The 17,147-nt window shown below is 40.8% G+C and carries 13 protein-coding genes and 4 tRNA genes; 3 read left to right on the top strand and 14 right to left on the bottom strand.

What is annotated here, in order from left to right:
- Positions 1-95 precede the first annotated feature (95 nt).
- Together clpX and clpP are read right to left on the bottom strand one after the other, a co-directional pair.
- The gene (gene clpX, locus A4G17_RS04735; RefSeq protein WP_123957216.1) at positions 96-1,346 is read right to left on the bottom strand and encodes an ATP-dependent protease ATP-binding subunit ClpX; all 1,251 of its coding nucleotides are present in this window, start codon (positions 1,344-1,346) and stop codon (positions 96-98) included.
- The gene (gene clpP / locus A4G17_RS04730) at positions 1,346-1,936 is read right to left on the bottom strand and encodes an ATP-dependent Clp endopeptidase proteolytic subunit ClpP (protein WP_123957217.1); all 591 of its coding nucleotides are present in this window, start codon (positions 1,934-1,936) and stop codon (positions 1,346-1,348) included. Before clpP ends, clpX begins: the two co-directional genes overlap by 1 nt.
- A 112-nt stretch (positions 1,937-2,048) precedes the next feature.
- Between clpP and A4G17_RS04725 the strand changes: the two genes are divergently transcribed.
- The gene (locus A4G17_RS04725; protein WP_123957274.1) at positions 2,049-2,432 is read left to right on the top strand and encodes a SufE family protein; all 384 of its coding nucleotides are present in this window, start codon (positions 2,049-2,051) and stop codon (positions 2,430-2,432) included.
- A 19-nt stretch (positions 2,433-2,451) separates the two neighbouring features.
- On the opposite strand, the gene pilW is transcribed toward A4G17_RS04725, so the two are convergent.
- The 5 genes from pilW to A4G17_RS04700 all read right to left on the bottom strand — a co-directional run bounded on the left by pilW (position 2,452) and on the right by A4G17_RS04700 (position 4,874).
- Positions 2,452-3,000 (bottom strand): type IV pilus biogenesis/stability protein PilW, encoded by a 549-nt coding sequence (gene pilW, locus A4G17_RS04720; RefSeq protein WP_123957218.1) that lies wholly within the window; start codon positions 2,998-3,000, stop codon positions 2,452-2,454.
- 159 nt (positions 3,001-3,159) lie between these two features.
- On the bottom strand, positions 3,160-4,320 hold the full coding sequence (rlmN, locus tag A4G17_RS04715; RefSeq protein ID WP_123957219.1) for a dual-specificity RNA methyltransferase RlmN: 1,161 nt from the start codon (positions 4,318-4,320) through the stop codon (positions 3,160-3,162).
- 235 nt (positions 4,321-4,555) lie between these two features.
- Positions 4,556-4,631, bottom strand: a tRNA-Val gene (locus A4G17_RS04710).
- Positions 4,632-4,666: 35 nt separating this feature from the next.
- Positions 4,667-4,742 (bottom strand) — tRNA-Val (locus A4G17_RS04705).
- A 56-nt stretch (positions 4,743-4,798) separates the two neighbouring features.
- A tRNA-Val gene (locus A4G17_RS04700) sits at positions 4,799-4,874 on the bottom strand.
- 195 nt (positions 4,875-5,069) lie between these two features.
- Between A4G17_RS04700 and gltX the strand changes: the two genes are divergently transcribed.
- Positions 5,070-6,509, top strand: coding sequence for a glutamate--tRNA ligase (gltX, locus tag A4G17_RS04695; protein WP_123957220.1), 1,440 nt, complete (start codon positions 5,070-5,072; stop codon positions 6,507-6,509).
- Positions 6,510-6,591: 82 nt separating this feature from the next.
- Positions 6,592-6,667 (top strand) — tRNA-Ala (locus A4G17_RS04690).
- A 94-nt stretch (positions 6,668-6,761) separates the two neighbouring features.
- On the opposite strand, the gene A4G17_RS04685 is transcribed toward A4G17_RS04690, so the two are convergent.
- The 7 genes from A4G17_RS04685 to A4G17_RS04655 form a co-directional block, all read right to left on the bottom strand.
- Complete coding sequence (locus A4G17_RS04685; RefSeq protein WP_123957221.1) at positions 6,762-7,091, bottom strand: YbaB/EbfC family nucleoid-associated protein; 330 nt, start codon at positions 7,089-7,091, stop codon at positions 6,762-6,764.
- A gap of 124 nt (positions 7,092-7,215) precedes the next feature.
- Positions 7,216-9,051, bottom strand: a complete 1,836-nt coding sequence (gene ilvD, locus A4G17_RS04680; RefSeq protein ID WP_123957222.1) for a dihydroxy-acid dehydratase — start codon at positions 9,049-9,051, stop codon at positions 7,216-7,218.
- Between the two features lie 101 nt (positions 9,052-9,152).
- Positions 9,153-12,239 carry a type I restriction endonuclease subunit R gene (locus A4G17_RS04675; protein ID WP_123957223.1) on the bottom strand — a complete coding sequence of 1,029 codons (3,087 nt, stop codon included), beginning with the start codon at positions 12,237-12,239 and terminating at the stop codon, positions 9,153-9,155.
- A 21-nt stretch (positions 12,240-12,260) separates the two neighbouring features.
- Positions 12,261-13,376, bottom strand: a complete 1,116-nt coding sequence (locus tag A4G17_RS04670) for an AAA family ATPase (RefSeq protein WP_123957224.1) — start codon at positions 13,374-13,376, stop codon at positions 12,261-12,263.
- Positions 13,377-13,388: 12 nt separating this feature from the next.
- Positions 13,389-14,555: a restriction endonuclease subunit S gene (locus A4G17_RS04665; protein WP_207948574.1), complete on the bottom strand. Its 1,167-nt coding sequence runs from the start codon at positions 14,553-14,555 to the stop codon at positions 13,389-13,391.
- 68 nt (positions 14,556-14,623) lie between these two features.
- Complete coding sequence (locus A4G17_RS04660; protein WP_123957226.1) at positions 14,624-16,162, bottom strand: type I restriction-modification system subunit M; 1,539 nt, start codon at positions 16,160-16,162, stop codon at positions 14,624-14,626.
- Between the two features lie 13 nt (positions 16,163-16,175).
- The gene (locus A4G17_RS04655) at positions 16,176-17,057 is read right to left on the bottom strand and encodes a DMT family transporter (protein ID WP_123957227.1); all 882 of its coding nucleotides are present in this window, start codon (positions 17,055-17,057) and stop codon (positions 16,176-16,178) included.
- Positions 17,058-17,147: the final 90 nt, after the last annotated feature.

The following is a 17,147-nucleotide window of genomic DNA, read 5'->3' as shown; positions in this document are numbered from 1 at the left end:
ATCTAAGTTCAACGACGGAAATCCTTTTCTTTTTCTCGTCTTGTTAACTTCATAATAGTAAAAAAGGGCAATAAATTATTGCCCATCAATAAATTTTACTCCACCTTCGGTTTTTCGCCTTTCTCAACAGAGCCTTTGCCGACGGTGACTTTTTTCGCATTGAGCGAAGGTAAGTCATACATCGTATCAAGCAACAGATTTTCCACAATTGAACGCAAACCACGTGCCCCTGTTTTGCGGGCAATCGCTTTTTGGGCGATGGCAGTGAGTGCATCTTTGGTGAATTTCAGCTCCACGCCTTCCATTTTGAATAGGGCTTGATACTGTTTGATGATCGCATTTTTCGGCTCGGTCAAAATTTGGATCAACGCCGCCTCGTCTAATTCAGACAATGGCGTAATCACGGGCAAACGTCCGATCAACTCTGGGATCAAGCCGAATTTGACCAGATCTTCTGGTTCCACTTGCTTGAATAATTCGGTTAAGGCTTGACGATCTTTATCTTTTTTCAGCTCTGCACCAAAGCCAATACCACCTTGTTTATTGGTTCGGGCTTCGACAATTTTATCCAGCCCCGCAAAAGCTCCGCCACAAATAAATAGAATTTTAGACGTATCTACCTGAATGGTTTCTTGTTTAGGGTGTTTACGTCCACCTTGTGGATTAATGTTTGCGACCGTGCCTTCCACCAATTTTAACAAGGCTTGTTGCACACCTTCGCCCGATACATCTCGGGTGAGCGATGGGTTTTCTGATTTACGGGTGATTTTGTCGATCTCATCAATGAAAATAATGCCACGCTCGGCTTGTTCTGCATCAAAATCGCATTTCATCAATAATTTTTGGATCACGTTTTCTACGTCTTCTCCCACATAGCCCGCTTGAGTCAGCGTTGTGGCATCTGCAACGGCAAACGGCACATTCAAACGGCGAGCTAAACTTTCCGCTAACAAGGTTTTTCCGCTTCCTGTTGGACCAATCAACAAAATATTACTTTTGCCAAGCTCAACGCCCTCGCTTTCTTCATTATCTGACAAGGCATTACGTAAGCGTTTGTAGTGGTTATAGACCGCCACTGACAGCACTTTTTTGGCGTGTTCTTGTCCGATCACATAATCATCTAAATGAGCATGAATTTCGTGTGGGGTGGGCACTTTTTCTGGCTCGCTTTCGCTCTGCTCAAATGCCTCATCAATTAACGGCTCGGCTTCGCCTTTGAGCAATGCATAGGATTCTTCGATACAGTCATTGCAGATATGCCCTTCAGTGCCTTCGATTAACGCATCAACTTCTGAGCGACGTTTACCACAAAAACTGCAGTGTGGCTCTTGTTCAAATTTATTCATTATTTCTGATCTCTTTTGCTCACCACCGCATCAATTAAGCCATAATCTTGGGCTTCATCGGCTGACATAAAATTATCACGGTCAGTGTCTTTTTCAATTTTTTCTAGCGGCTGGCCCGTAAATTCCGCCATACGTTCGTTTAAAGTCTGTTTGATTTTCAAAATTTCTTGGGCGTGAATTTGAATATCCGACGCTTGCCCACGGAAGCCGCCGAGCGGCTGATGAATCATCACTCGGGCATGCGGTAAGGCAAAGCGTTTGCCTTTTGTCCCTGCGGAAAGCAAAAATGCTCCCATTGAACAAGCTTGCCCGATACACACAGTGCTAACATCTGGTTTGATGAAATTCATCGTATCGAAAATCGCCATCCCCGCCGTCACCGAACCACCAGGGGAGTTGATGTAAAGGTGAATATCTTTTTCAGGATCTTCCGCCTCTAAAAATAGCAACTGGGCGACAATCAACTTCGCCATTTCATCTTCCACGCCACCGTTTAAAAAAATAATCCGCTCTTTGAGTAAGCGGGAGTAAATATCATAGGCACGTTCGCCTTTGGAACTCTGTTCCACAACCATTGGAATAACTGACATTTTCGTTCCTTATAAAATAGAAAAACGCTGAATTTTAACAAAAATCGGCAAGGGTAGAAAGTGGCACGAAATAGCGGTAAGATCTGCCCACTTTTTTACAATTTGAATAATGATGACATTAAATGACATATATACCCAGTTTGCAAATTGCAAATCTTGGGAAGAAAGATACCGCTTGTTAATTCAGCTCAGCCGCCAACTGCCAAAACTTTCGGCACAAGAGTTGGAAGCTCTCCCCGAAATTCACGGCTGCGAAAGCCGCTTGTGGTTTGCGTTTCAAACCGAACCGAGAGAAATCAAAGCCTATAGCGATGCCCGTTTAATGCAAGGGCTATTGATGATCGTCCGTATCGCCTTGCTTGAAAAAACCACCGCCGAGTTAGCACAGTTTGAAATTCAACCGCTTTTTGATGAGCTACACATTACCCGTCATTTGACGAGCACTCGTTTGAATGGGCTAAAACAAATTCAAGACATTGTTAGAAACGCTAGTTGATCTAAAACGCACTCCCCGTTTACTTTAGCTTTCTTGCTCGTTCGCTGTCCCACTTTTCTAACTGGGCTAAGGCATTATTTTTTCTGTTTAGATTCGGTTGTTTATCAGCACACAGCACGATATTTTCTAAAGTGTCAGCTTGATAATAATAAGGCTGCTTGCTTTGCAACGCTTGGTCAAATTGTTGGTAAGCCGCATCAAATTTGCCCTGCTTACACAAAAATGTGCCGTAATTATTCATCACATCAGGGCGATTTTCACTCAACGTTAAGGCTTGTTGGTAGGCTTTTTCGGCATTGCTTGGCTCGCCAATTTGCTGAAAATAGTAGGCAAGGACAGAATGCGGCAGATAATCTTTTGGGCCGTGCTCAAGAGCTTTGTCGATATTTTGCTTGGCTTTTGGAAAGTCATTCTGTTCCAGATAAGCCAAGGCAAGATTGATACGAGCTTTAACCGCTTCACTGCGGTTAAACCCAGCTTGCTCTGGCGGGCTTTGCGTAGCACAACCTGAGAGCCAGAGAGCTAGCAAACAAGCGGTCAGATTTTGAAAAAGTTTTGCAAATTTCATCGTTTCTCTCATCACAGTACATTTTGTTAGGGGAAAACCTACATGTCCCTCATTGTTTTTACGGTGTAAGCTAAGTCTTAACCCACCAATTAGCATTACAAGCGGTTAGTTTTGATGAAAAATTTGCAAATCGTAATGGCGGGCGAAGCCCCACCCGACCTATTGAGCGATTGCAATATTTTCACCAAACTTACGTTTTTCCATCGTGCGTTTGGTACGGTCGATGACGTCGCCAGCAAGCTGTCCACAGGCGGCGTCAATATCATCGCCACGAGTTTTACGAACGGTGACGGTAAAGCCATATTCCATCAGCGTTTTTTGGAAACGGTCGATACGCGTATTTGAGCTTTTCGCATATGGGGCTTCTGGGAACGGGTTCCACGGAATCAAATTGATTTTGCTCGGGGTGTTTTTCAACACATCCGCCAACTGATGTGCATGTTCTACACTGTCATTCACTTGGTTGAGCATCACATATTCAATCGTCACTTTGCCGTGGTTAGCATTCGACACTTCTAAATATTTGTTCACCGAGTCAATCAACATTTTGATGTTGTATTTTTTGTTGATTGGCACGATTTCATCACGCAATGCATCGTTCGGAGCATGCAGCGAAATCGCCAACGCCACGTCAATTTGCTCCCGCATTTTATCCAATGCAGGCACCACACCTGAAGTTGAAAGAGTTACACGGCGTTTGGATAAGCCGTAGGCAAAGTCGTCTAACATAATTTCCATTGCAGGAATCACATTATTCATATTCAACAACGGCTCCCCCATTCCCATCATCACCACATTGGTGATTGGTCGCACGCCAGTTACACCAAAGTTACCGATAATTTTCGATGCTCGCCACACTTGCCCGATAATTTCCGACACACTCAGGTTGCGGTTAAAGCCTTGTTGTGCGGTGGAGCAGAAAGTACAGGCTAAGGCACAGCCCACTTGCGAAGATACGCACAACGTTGCCCGATCATCTTCAGGAATATAAACGGTTTCGATCTGCTGATCCCCCACTTGCATCGCCCATTTGATTGTGCCATCGGCAGAACGCTGTTCCACTGCCACTTCAGGCGCCTTGATTTCGGCGATATTTTTCAGTTTCTCCCGTAACACTTTGTTGATGTTGGTCATATTGTCAAAATTGTCTTCACCAAAGTGGTAAATCCATTTCATCAACTGATCGGCACGGAACGGTTTTTCGCCCATTTCGGCAAAAAGCTCCCGCATTTCTTGACGGTTCAAATTTAATAGGTTGATTTTTTCTTGTTTGGATTGAGTTGAGCAACCGCTATTAGTCGCTTGAATTTGTTCAGACATTGAAAAGCCTCGTTGTTACACGTCTTGTGGCAAAAGGTGAATTTTGCATTGATAAAAGAGTGCAAATTCTACTGATGTCTGAGGCTATAGGCTAGTGATTTTTATCAGATTTGCAAAGTTGAAGATGTGCGTTTTTCGACAGAGATCACAAAAATCGGATTACAAGCGGTTAGTTCCACTAAACATTTTGCAAGTTGAGTATGCTTTGAAAATTAAGAAAACGCTTAAGAAGAAGTGGTGGGCGATACCGGTCTCGAACCAGTGACCCCCTCCTTGTAAGGGAGGTGCTCTCCCAACTGAGCTAATCGCCCTTCATTGATATGAAGCTTATGATGCTAAGTCTAAGTGGTGGGCGATACCGGTCTCGAACCAGTGACCCCCTCCTTGTAAGGGAGGTGCTCTCCCAACTGAGCTAATCGCCCACTTGAGACTTACATCTGGGAAGTTTGAAAGGTTGGTACTTTTTATTATTAAAAAGTGGTGGGCGATACCGGTCTCGAACCAGTGACCCCCTCCTTGTAAGGGAGGTGCTCTCCCAACTGAGCTAATCGCCCTTTTCAAACTGTTTTGCAACGCAACGTTGCGGGGTGGCATTATAGGGATCTTAAAATTATCGTCAAACGATTTTTGCAAAAATTTGTGTATTCGCTGAATTTTTCGCCCAAAACGGCAAATTTTCACTATTAATCGTTGATCATAAGAGTAAAATAGTAAAGTTTTTTGCTAAAAATTTTAAATTAGGATAAAAAATGAAAATTGAAACCCTTTTCCCCTTAGCTCCGAATGTGAAAGTTCGTACTCGTTTTGCCCCAAGTCCAACAGGCTATTTACACGTTGGTGGTGCGAGAACGGCACTTTATTCATGGTTATATGCTAAACATAATCAAGGCGAATTTGTGCTGCGTATTGAAGATACCGATTTAGAACGTTCAACGCCAGAAGCAACCGCAGCAATTTTGGAAGGAATGGAATGGTTGAATTTAGAATGGGATCACGGTCCTTATTATCAAACTAAACGCTTTGACCGCTATAATCAGGTGATCGATCAAATGCTTGAACAAGGTCTGGCATATCGTTGCTACTGTTCAAAAGAGCGTTTAGATGCATTGCGTGCAGAGCAGGAAGCTCGTAAAGAGAAACCACGATACGATCGCCACTGTTTACACAATCCACCCTTGGATCCTAATGCTCCACACGTTGTTCGTTTCAAAAATCCAACTGAAGGTTCTGTCGTATTTGACGATGCCGTTCGTGGTCGAATTGAAATCAGCAACAGCGAATTAGATGATTTGATCATTCGCCGCACCGATGGCTCACCAACCTACAACTTCTGCGTTGTCGTCGATGACTGGGATATGGGGATCACCCACGTGGTGCGTGGTGAAGATCACATCAACAACACACCTCGTCAAATCAATATTTTGAAAGCGTTAGGTGCTCCAATCCCTGTTTATGCCCACGTATCAATGATTAACGGCGATGATGGACAAAAATTATCCAAACGTCATGGCGCCGTCGGCGTGATGCAATATCGTGATGATGGCTACTTACCAGAAGCTTTGATCAACTACTTAGTGCGTTTAGGTTGGGGGCATGGTGACCAAGAAATTTTCAGCCGTGAAGAGATGATTGAACTGTTCAATTTAGAAGCGGTGAGTAAATCCGCCAGTGCGTTCAATACTGAGAAATTACAATGGTTGAACCAACACTATATCCGCAGCCTTGATCCAAATTATGTGGCAGGCTATTTGGCGTGGCATATGCAAAATCAAGGCATTGATACCAACCATGGTCCAGCCCTTGCCGAGATAGTTGGCGTGCTTGGTGAACGTTGCAAGACGTTGAAAGAAATGGCAGCATCAAGCCGTTACTTCTTTGAAGAATTTGACAGCTATGATGAAAAAGCCGCAGCGAAAAACTTTAAGGCTGAAGCTGTTGCCCCTCTTGCAAAACTTTCCGAGAAACTAACCGCTTGTAATGAGTGGACGGTGGAAAAAATTCACGAAGCGATGAATCAAACCGCTGAAGAATTAGAAATCGGTATGGGCAAAGTTGGAATGCCATTCCGCTTGGCGGTCACCGGCTCAGGACAATCGCCATCAATGGACATCACCGCTAAATTGGTCGGCAAAGAACGTACTCTCGCCCGCCTAGCGAAAGCGATTGCGTATATTCAAGCGAATAGCTAGTCAGTTTTTGAGCAATCAAAGGGCGAAACTGTTTTTGTGATTGACAGATAAGCCGCAAACACCTATTATTTCGCTCGTTTTTGGGGATATAGCTCAGTTGGGAGAGCGCTTGCATGGCATGCAAGAGGTCATCGGTTCGATCCCGTTTATCTCCACCAAATTTTAAGCCTTGGATTTTCCAAGGCTTTTTTGTTTTCTGATAGTTGGATTTTATGAGACAACAAAAAAGGGCTTTCGCCCTTTTGTGAAAAATTAGAATGGCATTTTCATACCTGGTGGCAACTGAATACCTGCAGTAACGCTTGCCATTTTTTCTTTTTGTAACTCTTCAGCACGACGCACTGCATCGTTAAAAGCGGCAGCGATTAAATCTTCCAACATTTCTTTGTCGTCTTCCATCAATGATGGATCGATTTCAATACGACGGCAATTATGTGCGCCGTTAATCGTGATTTTCACCAAACCAGCTCCTGATTCCCCCGTCACTTCAAGCTGTGCGATCTCTTCTTGCATTTTTTGCATACGTTCTTGCATTTGTTGAGCTTGCTTCATTAAGCCGCCCAATCCGCCTTTTCCAAACATGGTTTACTCCTAAGTAATAAAAAACGCCCGCATTCTACTGAAGCAAGCGTTTAGGTGCAAGCGGTTAGATCCGCTTAATAATTTGCAATTGCAAAAAATTGTACGGAAATGACCGCTTGTCAGATTAGATTTTGCTCTTATCGCGAACGGCACCTTTATCGGCAGACGTCGCAAAATGCCCGTAAACTTTGAGGGCAAAGGAAACTTCACGCTGGCGATTTGCGGGTTTCCAACCTAGTTTATCTTGCTCTGCTCGACGTTGAGCTAATTCGGCTTCAGGCACGACTAACTCAATTTTACGGTTTGGAATATCGATCTCAATGATATCGCCATCTTTGACTACGCCAATTAAACCGCCAGCAGCCGCTTCTGGTGAGCAATGTCCGATGGATAAGCCCGATGTACCGCCAGAAAAACGTCCGTCTGTTAATAAGGCACAGGCTTTGCCTAAACCCATAGATTTCAGATAGCTAGTTGGATAAAGCATTTCTTGCATGCCCGGTCCGCCTTTTGGACCTTCGTAGCGAATAACGACAACATGCCCAGCTTGCACTTTGCCACCTAAAATACCTGCAACTGCATCTTCTTGGCTTTCAAACACAATGGCTTTACCGCTAAATTTTAAGATGCTTTCATCAACGCCTGCAGTTTTTACGATACAGCCATCTAAAGCGATATTGCCCGATAACATGGCTAAGCCACCATCTTGGCTATAAGCAAATGCTTTGCTACGAATACAGCCATTTTCACGATCATCATCAACAGTATCCCAACGGCAGTCTTGCGAGAAGGCTTGCGTGGTGCGAATACCTGCTGGACCAGCTCGGAAGAATTTGTGTACTGCTTCATCTTGCGTGAGTTTGATGTCGTATTTAGCAATCTGTTCACCAATGCTCATACCTAAAATGGTGCGAGTTTGGTTGTTCAACAAGCCTGCACGGTCTAACTCGCCCAAAATCGCCATAATACCGCCAGCACGATGCACATCTTCCATGTGATATTTTTGCGTATTTGGTGCCACTTTGCTCAGGCAAGGCACCACACGAGAAAGGCGATCAATATCCGCCATAGTGAAATCCACTTCTGCTTCTTGTGCGGCTGCTAATAAATGCAGAACGGTGTTGGTTGAGCCGCCCATGGCAATATCCAGGCTCATGGCATTGTCGAAAGCGTCTTTAGTGGCGATTGAGCGTGGTAATACGGAAACATCATCTTGCTCATAATAACGTTTGCACAGTTCAACAATCTGTTTGCCGGCATCTAAGAAAAGCTGCTTGCGGTCAGCGTGGGTGGCTAAACAAGAACCGTTGCCTGGTAAGCTCAAGCCAAGTGCTTCCGTTAAACAGTTCATCGAATTAGCAGTAAACATGCCAGAGCAAGAACCACAAGTTGGGCAAGCGGAACGCTCGATCTGTTCGCTTACTTCGTCCGACACATTCGGGTTTGCCCCTTGGATCATCGCATCAACCAAGTCTAATTTGATGATTTGATCGGATAACTTGGTTTTGCCTGCTTCCATTGGACCACCAGAGACAAACACCGTTGGAATGTTCAAACGCATTGCTGCCATTAGCATTCCTGGGGTGATTTTGTCGCAGTTGGAAATACACACCATCGCATCGGCACAATGTGCATTGACCATATATTCCACACTATCTGCAATCAAATCTCGGCTTGGCAAAGAATAAAGCATACCTCCATGCCCCATGGCGATCCCATCATCAACGGCAATAGTATTAAATTCTTTCGCGACACCGCCTGCTTTCTCAATTTCAGCCGCAACTAATTGCCCCATATCTTTTAAGTGAACGTGCCCCGGGACAAATTGCGTAAATGAATTCACCACCGCAATAATCGGCTTACCGAAATCATTTTCTTTCATTCCTGTTGCACGCCATAAAGCACGTGCGCCTGCCATATTACGACCTTGTGTACTGGTCGCTGAACGTAGTTTAGGCATAATCTCTCCAAGTTTTATAATGTTATGTTGTGTTTACAAGCGGTTAGTTTTTCAGAAAATTTTGCAAATTTCCATAGAAATTTAACCGCTTGTTAAAAGAATTATAAATTACGCCCGATCCCCTTAAACTTCTCTACAAAAGCCGCCACTTTTTGGAAAACTCTTTGTTTTAGCGTTAAATATTTTGGATTAATTGGACTCATTTTAGGCAAAATATCGTTTAACTCAGTGCCATTTTCGCTGGTATATTCTCGTTTCAAGGAATTACTGATATAGCGTTTTGCCGCATCTACATTAAGTTGCTCTTCATCAATTAAGGTTTTTGCCTCTTTTTGTAGTTCCATTTGTGCATATTGGAAAAAGGCTTCAATAATATCCGCTTTATGCTTAAATTGATTGAGATCCGTTTGCTCAATAAATTCTACAATTAGACCTTCTTTGGCACGGTTACCAAGGCTTGCCCGAATAGTGCGGCGTATATCTGCGATCAAATCTTCTTTATTACCAGATTTTTTATTTTGTTCAAAAATCAATTCTAAAATATAGTCTAAATTAATCTCTTGAGACTTTAAAAGATCTACTTCAAAGACCACATCGTCCCAATCAATCGTCAGTTTTTCAGGCTTATTTCCTGCTTTTTCTCGGCGTAGCCATTCACGAATATCATTATAGGTTGAACGATAATCCTGAACTTTATGCTCAGTCAAAATAGGTTTGGCGTTATACTCCCCTGCTTGCTCTTGCAGTTGATTTTGAGCGATCTTTTCCGCCTGTTTTTTCAACTCAGTATATTCATCATAATTTTGTAGCACATTATCAATACGCAGATATTCGCCAAAAAGTTTAACAAAGGCTTTTTTGTCTTTTTCGGTTTCAATATTTGCTGGTTCAGGGAATTTCTCTTGCAACTCCTTCACCACCGCCAAATAACCTCGACAAAATTCGCCAGTTAGTTTGTCCTCATAGCCCTGCATATATTCTCGATAGCTTTTTTCTAGCACCACATTTTTGGTGTTTTTATTGCCGAACAAAGTAATGGCATCAATGGTGTCTTGTTCTAGATCTCGGAAAGTAACGATATTGCCAAAGGTTTTGGTGGCATCAAAAATACGGTTGGTGCGAGAATAGGCTTGTAGCAAACCATGATAACGCAAGTTTTTATCTACAAATAGCGTGTTCAATCTTGGGGCATCAAAGCCCGTTAAGAACATTCCCACCACAATAAGTAAATCAATTTCTTGATTTTTTACTCGCTTGGCTAAATCACGATAATATTCTTGGAATTTTTCAATGCCAAAGTTACTTTTAAAATGCTGGTTATAATCTGCCATCGCTTGAGCCAAAAACTCTTTAGCGGTCAAGTCCATGGCATCGGTATCAAAACTTTCATCCACAATATCGCCTACCGCATTTTGCTCTTCATTGGCGGTAAAAGAGAAAATAGTGGCAACTTTTAATGGTTTTTCTACCGCTTGCTGTAGTCGTTTAAAGGCTTGGTAATAAAGCTTTGCCGCATCCACACTAGAGACTGCAAACATGGCATTAAAGCCCTTTCCCCCATTGATACGGTGGGTTTTGTATTTAAAATTATCCAAAATATATTGGGTAATTTCTAGGATACGTTCAGGGTGCAAAAAGGCTTTTTTGGCTTCAAGTGCGGTTAGTTTTTCTAAATCTTTTTCTTGTTCAATGTCTTTAAAGGTTGGACGTACATCATTGTAATCCACCTTAAATTTCAGCACTTTTTCATCACGAATGGCATCGGTAATCACATAAGAATGTAGCTCACGCCCAAATACACTTTGCGTATTCTCCGCACCCAAAGCATTACCTTTTCTAATCAGCTTGCCATCAACTATTTCATCAGGAAAAATTGGCGTTCCTGTAAAACCAAATTGGCAAAACTTCTTAAACTTTTTCTTGAGATTTTTTTGAGCTTCGCCAAACTGAGAGCGATGGCATTCATCAAAAATAAATACCACCTGTTTTTGATAAATCGCTAAATTCTCTTCTGATTTCATCAAATTGTTGAGTTTTTGAATGGTGGTAACAATGATTTTGTTATCTTCTTTGTCCAAATTACGCTTTAAGCCTGCAGTGCTTTCTGAACCATTGACACTATCTGGCGAAAAACGCTGATATTCTTTCATCGTTTGATAGTCCAAATCTTTTCTGTCCACCACAAAAAATACCTTATCAATAAAAGGCAATTCGGTCGCCAAACGAGCCGCTTTAAAACTGGTTAAGGTTTTGCCCGAACCTGTGGTATGCCAAATATAGCCACCGCTCTCTACATTGCTCCAGTTTTTATTTAGATAAGTGCTTTTAATTTTCCATAAAATCCGTTCGGTAGCCGCAATCTGATAAGGACGCATTAAAAGCAACGTATCGCTGACATCAAACACCGAATAATCAATCAAGATTTTGAGCAAAGTATTTTTTTGAAAAAAGGTTGCGGTAAAATCTTTTAAATCCTTAATCAAACTGTTGTCGGATTTCGCCCAGTTCATCGTAAAATCAAAGCTGTTTTTATCCCGCTTGGTGGTATTAGCAAAATAACGAGTGTCTGCGCCATTTGAAATCACAAAAACTTGTAAATACTTAAACAAGGAATTTTCGCTATTAAAGCTTTCCTTGCTATAACGATGAATTTGGTTAAAAGCCTCACGAATTGCCACCCCACGTTTTTTCAATTCAACCTGCACCAAAGGCAAACCATTAACCAAAATAGTTACATCATAGCGATTGGCGTGCGTGCCAGTTTGTTCAAATTGATTGATGACTTGCAGTTTATTATTGGTAATGTCTTTTTTATCTAATAGATAAATATTTTGAATACGCCCTGTGTCAAACACAAAATCATAAATGTGGTTATGATGAATTTTGCGGGTTTTATCCAGTAAATTCTCTGATGGTTTATCCAAATATTCTTCAACAAAACGTTTCCATTCCCCATCGGTAAAAATGACATGATTTAGCCTTTGCAGCTGCTGCCGCACATTGGCAAGTAGCTTGTCTTGGCTATTTAAATCCGTGCGATACTCATAACCTTGATTGATTAAGTCTTGGATAAATTCGCGTTCCAAATCGCTTTCCGTTTGATAATTACTAGACTGCTCAATCGGCGTATATTTATCCAAAATAATAAAATGATTGGTTTCGGTGATGGTGGCAGTTTGGGTGGTCATATATTAAATATTCCTCTAATACTAAATATCAGACTGCTTAAAATGATATATTTCATTAATTTGTTCAATTAAATACTTTAATACCTTTTTATCATTCTCTGTTAATTCTGCAATTTCTTCTGTAGAGTGTTTTGAATGGCTTGAGATATCTGTAATTCTCTTTTCATACGGATTTCTTTCTCCATCATCCAACATTGGTAGCAGCATATCCCATTTTTTATACCCTAAGAAAGTTGATGTTTTCTCCAAAATATTTCTGAGAAAATTAAAATGGTATTTTTGAAGGTTGTTTTCTTTAATTGCATTCTCTATTTCCAACTTCAAGTGCAAATGATATGAAAATGGAGAATCATTATCCTGTCTTTGAAGATCATACATGCCATCATCATATTTCTTTAGTATGTACTTTTCTGCTTTACCTAGCTCATTATGCAAAACATTATAAAAAAGAGGGTTATGGGTAGTAATAATAAACTTTAACGAAGACTGGCTTGACTTTATTAAAGTTGCGATATCTACAGCAAGTTCAATTAGATGATTTTCATCTAAAGAACTAACAGGGTCATCAATAAAAATATACTCCAGATCATCAAACTGATTACTTGACCTATCTTTAGGCTCAGGAGTATTCAACTCATCAACCACTTGCTCTAATAAGCTATAAAAAATACACCAAATAAAATTACTTTCCTCGCCTTTCAATATTTTAATATTTTCCTCTACTTCATCATTACCTCGAGCAAAAGAAAATGTAACTTCATCAAAAGAATCATTAAACTTAGGATTTAATTTTTCATTGGTATAACGTTGAAAATGCCCGATTATTTCATTCCCTTTCCCTTGCTCACTTAATATCCATTGAGTAAAAGTATTGGGTTGGATGTTAAGTTTTAAATCAATATCTTGAGTTAAGTCATTGTTCCAATAAAATAAATCTTCCGTAAACGCATTATAGTAAAGAATTTTATTACGAGCTGGGGGAGTGCCTTTATCACTAGAAAAGTCCTTTGGTGCAACTAGGTTTTTAAATAGCTTAGATAAGCGTGTTTTTCCTGTGCCATTAAATGCATAAATAAGCTGTGTTTTCTTATCGCAATCCTTTAAATTTTGTGCAACTTCTTCTAATGTTTTACTCATTTTTTACTCCGATTATGATTGAGAAAACCCAAGCAACAGCTCCCGATAATACTCATACTGCTTGCGTCTTAACTCAATTTCTTTTGGCAAGCCGTCTGTGATGGAACTGGTCAAACGGTCAAATGTATCTAAAATGGCGACAATCTTGGCTTGGGTTTTTAGTGGGGGGATTGGGATTTGTAACCCCTTAACAATCTGAGCATTAATATTGGTTTGTGAACCTGTGCCTAGTGATTTAATATATTCATATTGACTACTTAAATAATGAAATAAGTAACGATAATTCAAAATCTTTTCATCTATTTGAATATTGGCACAAGCCTGATTTGTTGTCATTGGGATTTTATTAATTGCTACTTTACCAACAGTTGCTCCATACATTGCGATAATCACACAATTTTCAGGTATCCATTTTGCACTAGAATTTTTAACGCCTGTTTCGGTAATTTTAATGTCTGTATCCCAAATCTCTCCAAAGTTCACTTCTTGCGTTCTAAGCCAAGGAATATCGCCATTATAATATTCATCTACCCCTGTTTTTGGCGTACCGCCTGATGAAATCTTTGTAGCAACCTCTCCCAAACTTCTCCACTCAAACCCCACTTTTGCCAATTCATTTTCAGACAACAACAAATCCCGATAATAGTGATATTGTTTTTTACGCAGGGATAATTCAGCTTCCAGCGTAGCTTCCAGCTCTGTCAAAATGTCAAGTCTTTTTACAATTTCTTTTTGTAATTCGAGTGGGGGAATGGGGATTAAAATATCCTTAATCATTGGCTTTGTTAATTGTGGAATACCGCTTTCTGGGACTTTGTAATCATTTTCAATCATCTTCATAAAATAATACGCAAATTTTAAGTTGATTGAAACTTTTGGTGTTAAAACTAATAATCGAACAATAGGAAAAAAAGGGTTCTCTCTATAACTTGTCCAACCAATCGTTCCCCTTGCTGATATTGTTAGACTTGGTTTGTTAATTTTTGCTTGGTTAGTCCAACCATATAATGCCTTTTTCCCTATACCATTGGATAAAATAGGAATACAAAATTCATCTGTTTTTTCTATTGATAGTGCATCTTTTGGCACATCACCACCTGCTATAATTTCAAAAATATCCCCCAATGGTTTCCACTCCACTTCTGCCTGTTCAATCATTGTTAAAATATTACTTTTCATCATTTTCTCTATTTGCAAAATTTGTTAAAAATCTAACCGCTCTTTTGGTTAAAAAGCGGTTTATTTTTCTAATTTCCCTCGATCTCCGCCACAATTTCATCAATCTGGGCTCGCAAGGTATCAATTTTGGCGACAGTTTGGTGAATATCGGCATTGAGCACATCAATATCAATCACTTCTCTGGTATCTTTGACCTCTACATAAGAACTCACCGCCAGATTGTAGTCATTTTCTGCAATGGTTTCTTTATCCACCATTTTGACCAAATGCTCGACATCCGTTTTATCAGCAAAGAGTTTGATAATCTCGGCGATATGCTCATCAGTGAGTACGTTGTTGTTGGTTTCTTTCTTAAAAATACCACTGGCGTCAATAAACTGGGTATTGTTGTCTGCTTTGGATTTTGAGAGTACTAAGATATTGACCGCAATGGACGTACCAAAAAACAGATTAGGGGCAAGAGAAATCACCGTTTCCACATAGTTATTGTCAATCAGATATTGACGGATTTTTTGTTCTGCCCCACCACGATAAAAAATACCAGGGAAAGTAACAATCGCCGCACGCCCCTTAGCAGATAAGTAATTGAGCGTGTGCATAATAAAGGCAAAGTCTGCCTTAGATTTTGGGGCAAGTACACCAGCAGGGGCAAAGCGGTCGTCATTGATTAAAGTTGGATCATCTAAGCCAATCCATTTAATCGAATAAGGCGGATTGGAGACAATGGCATCAAAAGGCTTATCATCTTTAAGTTTTGGGTCAATTAGGGTGTCGCCAAGCTCAATGTTGAATTTGTCGTAATTAATATTGTGCAAAAACATATTCATACGAGCAAGGTTGTAGGTGGTGTGGTTGATTTCTTGCCCGAAAAAACCCTCTTCAATGATATGCTCATCGAACTGCTTTTTGGCTTGCAAAAGTAGCGAGCCAGAACCACAGGCAGGATCGTAGATTTTATTGACCGCACTTTGCCCATATAAGGCAAGTTTGGCGATCAACTTGGAGACATTTTGTGGAGTAAAAAATTCACCGCCTGACTTGCCCGCATTGGCAGCATAGTTAGAAATCAAAAACTCATACGCATCGCCAAACAGATCAATTTGATTATCCTCAAAATCGCCAAAATCCAGCTCCGCCACACCTTTTAATACGGCAGCAAGACGTTTATTTTTATCCGTAACCGTATTCCCCAAGCGATTGGATGTGGTATCAAAATCGGCAAATAAGCCTTTAATATCATGCTCTGATGGATAGCCATTGGCAGAAGCTTCAATGGCGGTAAAAATCTCTTTTAAATCGGTATTTAGCTTGTCATTGGTATTAGCGGTTTTGACGACATTTTCAAATAGCTGACTTGGGTAGATAAAATAACCTTTAACCTTGATGGCATCATCTTTAATGTCATCAGTGATGATATTGTCATTTAGCGTCGCGTAATTAACCTCTTCATCATTAAAAAAGGCAGCAAAATTCTCACTGATAAACCGATAAAACAACGTACCTAAGACATATTGTTTAAAATCCCAACCATCAACTGAACCTCTCACATCATTAGCAATTTGCCAAATACGGCGTTGAAGCTCTGCTCTTTGTTGTTGACTTGTCATAAATTTATCCTTTCTATTTCTTTGTTTCTAATGATCCCAAGTATATCGCTATCATCGTTAAAATTGCACCAACCCACTGCATCGTATTAATGGGTTTATCTAACAGTAAATAGTCAATAACCAACGCAGCAACAGGCTCTGAAAGTAATAGTAGCCCTGTCAAACTGAGCGATAGCAAAGGAATGGAATACGCAATGAGTCCCCACGCAAAACATTGCATGACTGCCCCATAAATCACGATAAGCCCTATCTGCTCCCAGTTGGTTGGGTATAAATTATGGCTATTTAACCACAACGCAGGAAGAAATAGAATTGCCATTCCACCTAGGCTAAGTCGAAACATGAGAGAGAATATGGGCGTTACCGCGGTTTGCTGCGTTTTACGAATATAAACCATCGACAACGCCAACATCAGCCCCGAAACTATCCCTGAAATAAAGCCCCAACTCGCCTTGCTATTATATTCAAATTCAGGGCTAGCAATTAAAGCAACCCCAACAATAGCAAGGCATAGACTAAACATCTGCAATTTCGTTTGCCGTTCGTGAAACCAGAAAAAACCAATCGCTGACAGCCAAAAAATTTGTAAGCTATTGAGTAAAGTAGAAATTCCCGGCCCAACGGCATAGATACTTTCGTGCCATAAGGCTAAATCTAGTCCTAAAAATGCCCCAGAAATCAGGGCATACGTCGTGGCTTGCTTTGAAATTGGAGCGGATTGTTTGAATATTTTCGCCAAAGCATAAAAAATACCTGCGGCGACAAATAATCGCCAAAAAGCAATCGCATACGCCCCGACTGGTACATAGGCAACAATCAAGCTCCCCAAGCCAAAGAGAATACAGCCAATCACTAGGCCGATACTGGCGGATTTTTCAGAGGTGACAAATTTCATGATATCCTTTGCAAAAAATTAGGCGGATCTAACCGCTTGTCAAAAAGCAAGGTGAGATGATGACATATAAAAAATGCCGAGTAAATTTCT

Origin of the sequence: Frederiksenia canicola, from assembly GCF_011455495.1 — a bacterium.
GTDB lineage: Bacteria > Pseudomonadota > Gammaproteobacteria > Enterobacterales > Pasteurellaceae > Frederiksenia > Frederiksenia canicola.
This window is presented reverse-complemented; position numbering and strand designations above follow the sequence as displayed.

Bases quoted from the DNA above. Each gene is read 5' to 3' on its own strand.
- A4G17_RS04660 (WP_123957226.1), bottom strand. From the start codon at position 16,162: ATGACAAGTCAACAACAAAGAGCAGAGCTTCAACGCCGTATTTGGCAA.
- gltX (WP_123957220.1), top strand. From the start codon at position 5,070: ATGAAAATTGAAACCCTTTTCCCCTTAGCTCCGAATGTGAAAGTTCGT.
- A4G17_RS04675 (WP_123957223.1), bottom strand. From the start codon at position 12,239: ATGACCACCCAAACTGCCACCATCACCGAAACCAATCATTTTATTATT.
- pilW (WP_123957218.1), bottom strand. From the start codon at position 3,000: ATGAAATTTGCAAAACTTTTTCAAAATCTGACCGCTTGTTTGCTAGCT.
- clpX (WP_123957216.1), bottom strand. From the start codon at position 1,346: ATGAATAAATTTGAACAAGAGCCACACTGCAGTTTTTGTGGTAAACGT.
- A4G17_RS04665 (WP_207948574.1), bottom strand. From the start codon at position 14,555: ATGAAAAGTAATATTTTAACAATGATTGAACAGGCAGAAGTGGAGTGG.
- A4G17_RS04670 (WP_123957224.1), bottom strand. From the start codon at position 13,376: ATGAGTAAAACATTAGAAGAAGTTGCACAAAATTTAAAGGATTGCGAT.
- rlmN (WP_123957219.1), bottom strand. From the start codon at position 4,320: ATGTCTGAACAAATTCAAGCGACTAATAGCGGTTGCTCAACTCAATCC.
- A4G17_RS04655 (WP_123957227.1), bottom strand. From the start codon at position 17,057: ATGAAATTTGTCACCTCTGAAAAATCCGCCAGTATCGGCCTAGTGATT.
- clpP (WP_123957217.1), bottom strand. From the start codon at position 1,936: ATGTCAGTTATTCCAATGGTTGTGGAACAGAGTTCCAAAGGCGAACGT.
- ilvD (WP_123957222.1), bottom strand. From the start codon at position 9,051: ATGCCTAAACTACGTTCAGCGACCAGTACACAAGGTCGTAATATGGCA.
- A4G17_RS04725 (WP_123957274.1), top strand. From the start codon at position 2,049: ATGACATTAAATGACATATATACCCAGTTTGCAAATTGCAAATCTTGG.
- A4G17_RS04685 (WP_123957221.1), bottom strand. From the start codon at position 7,091: ATGTTTGGAAAAGGCGGATTGGGCGGCTTAATGAAGCAAGCTCAACAA.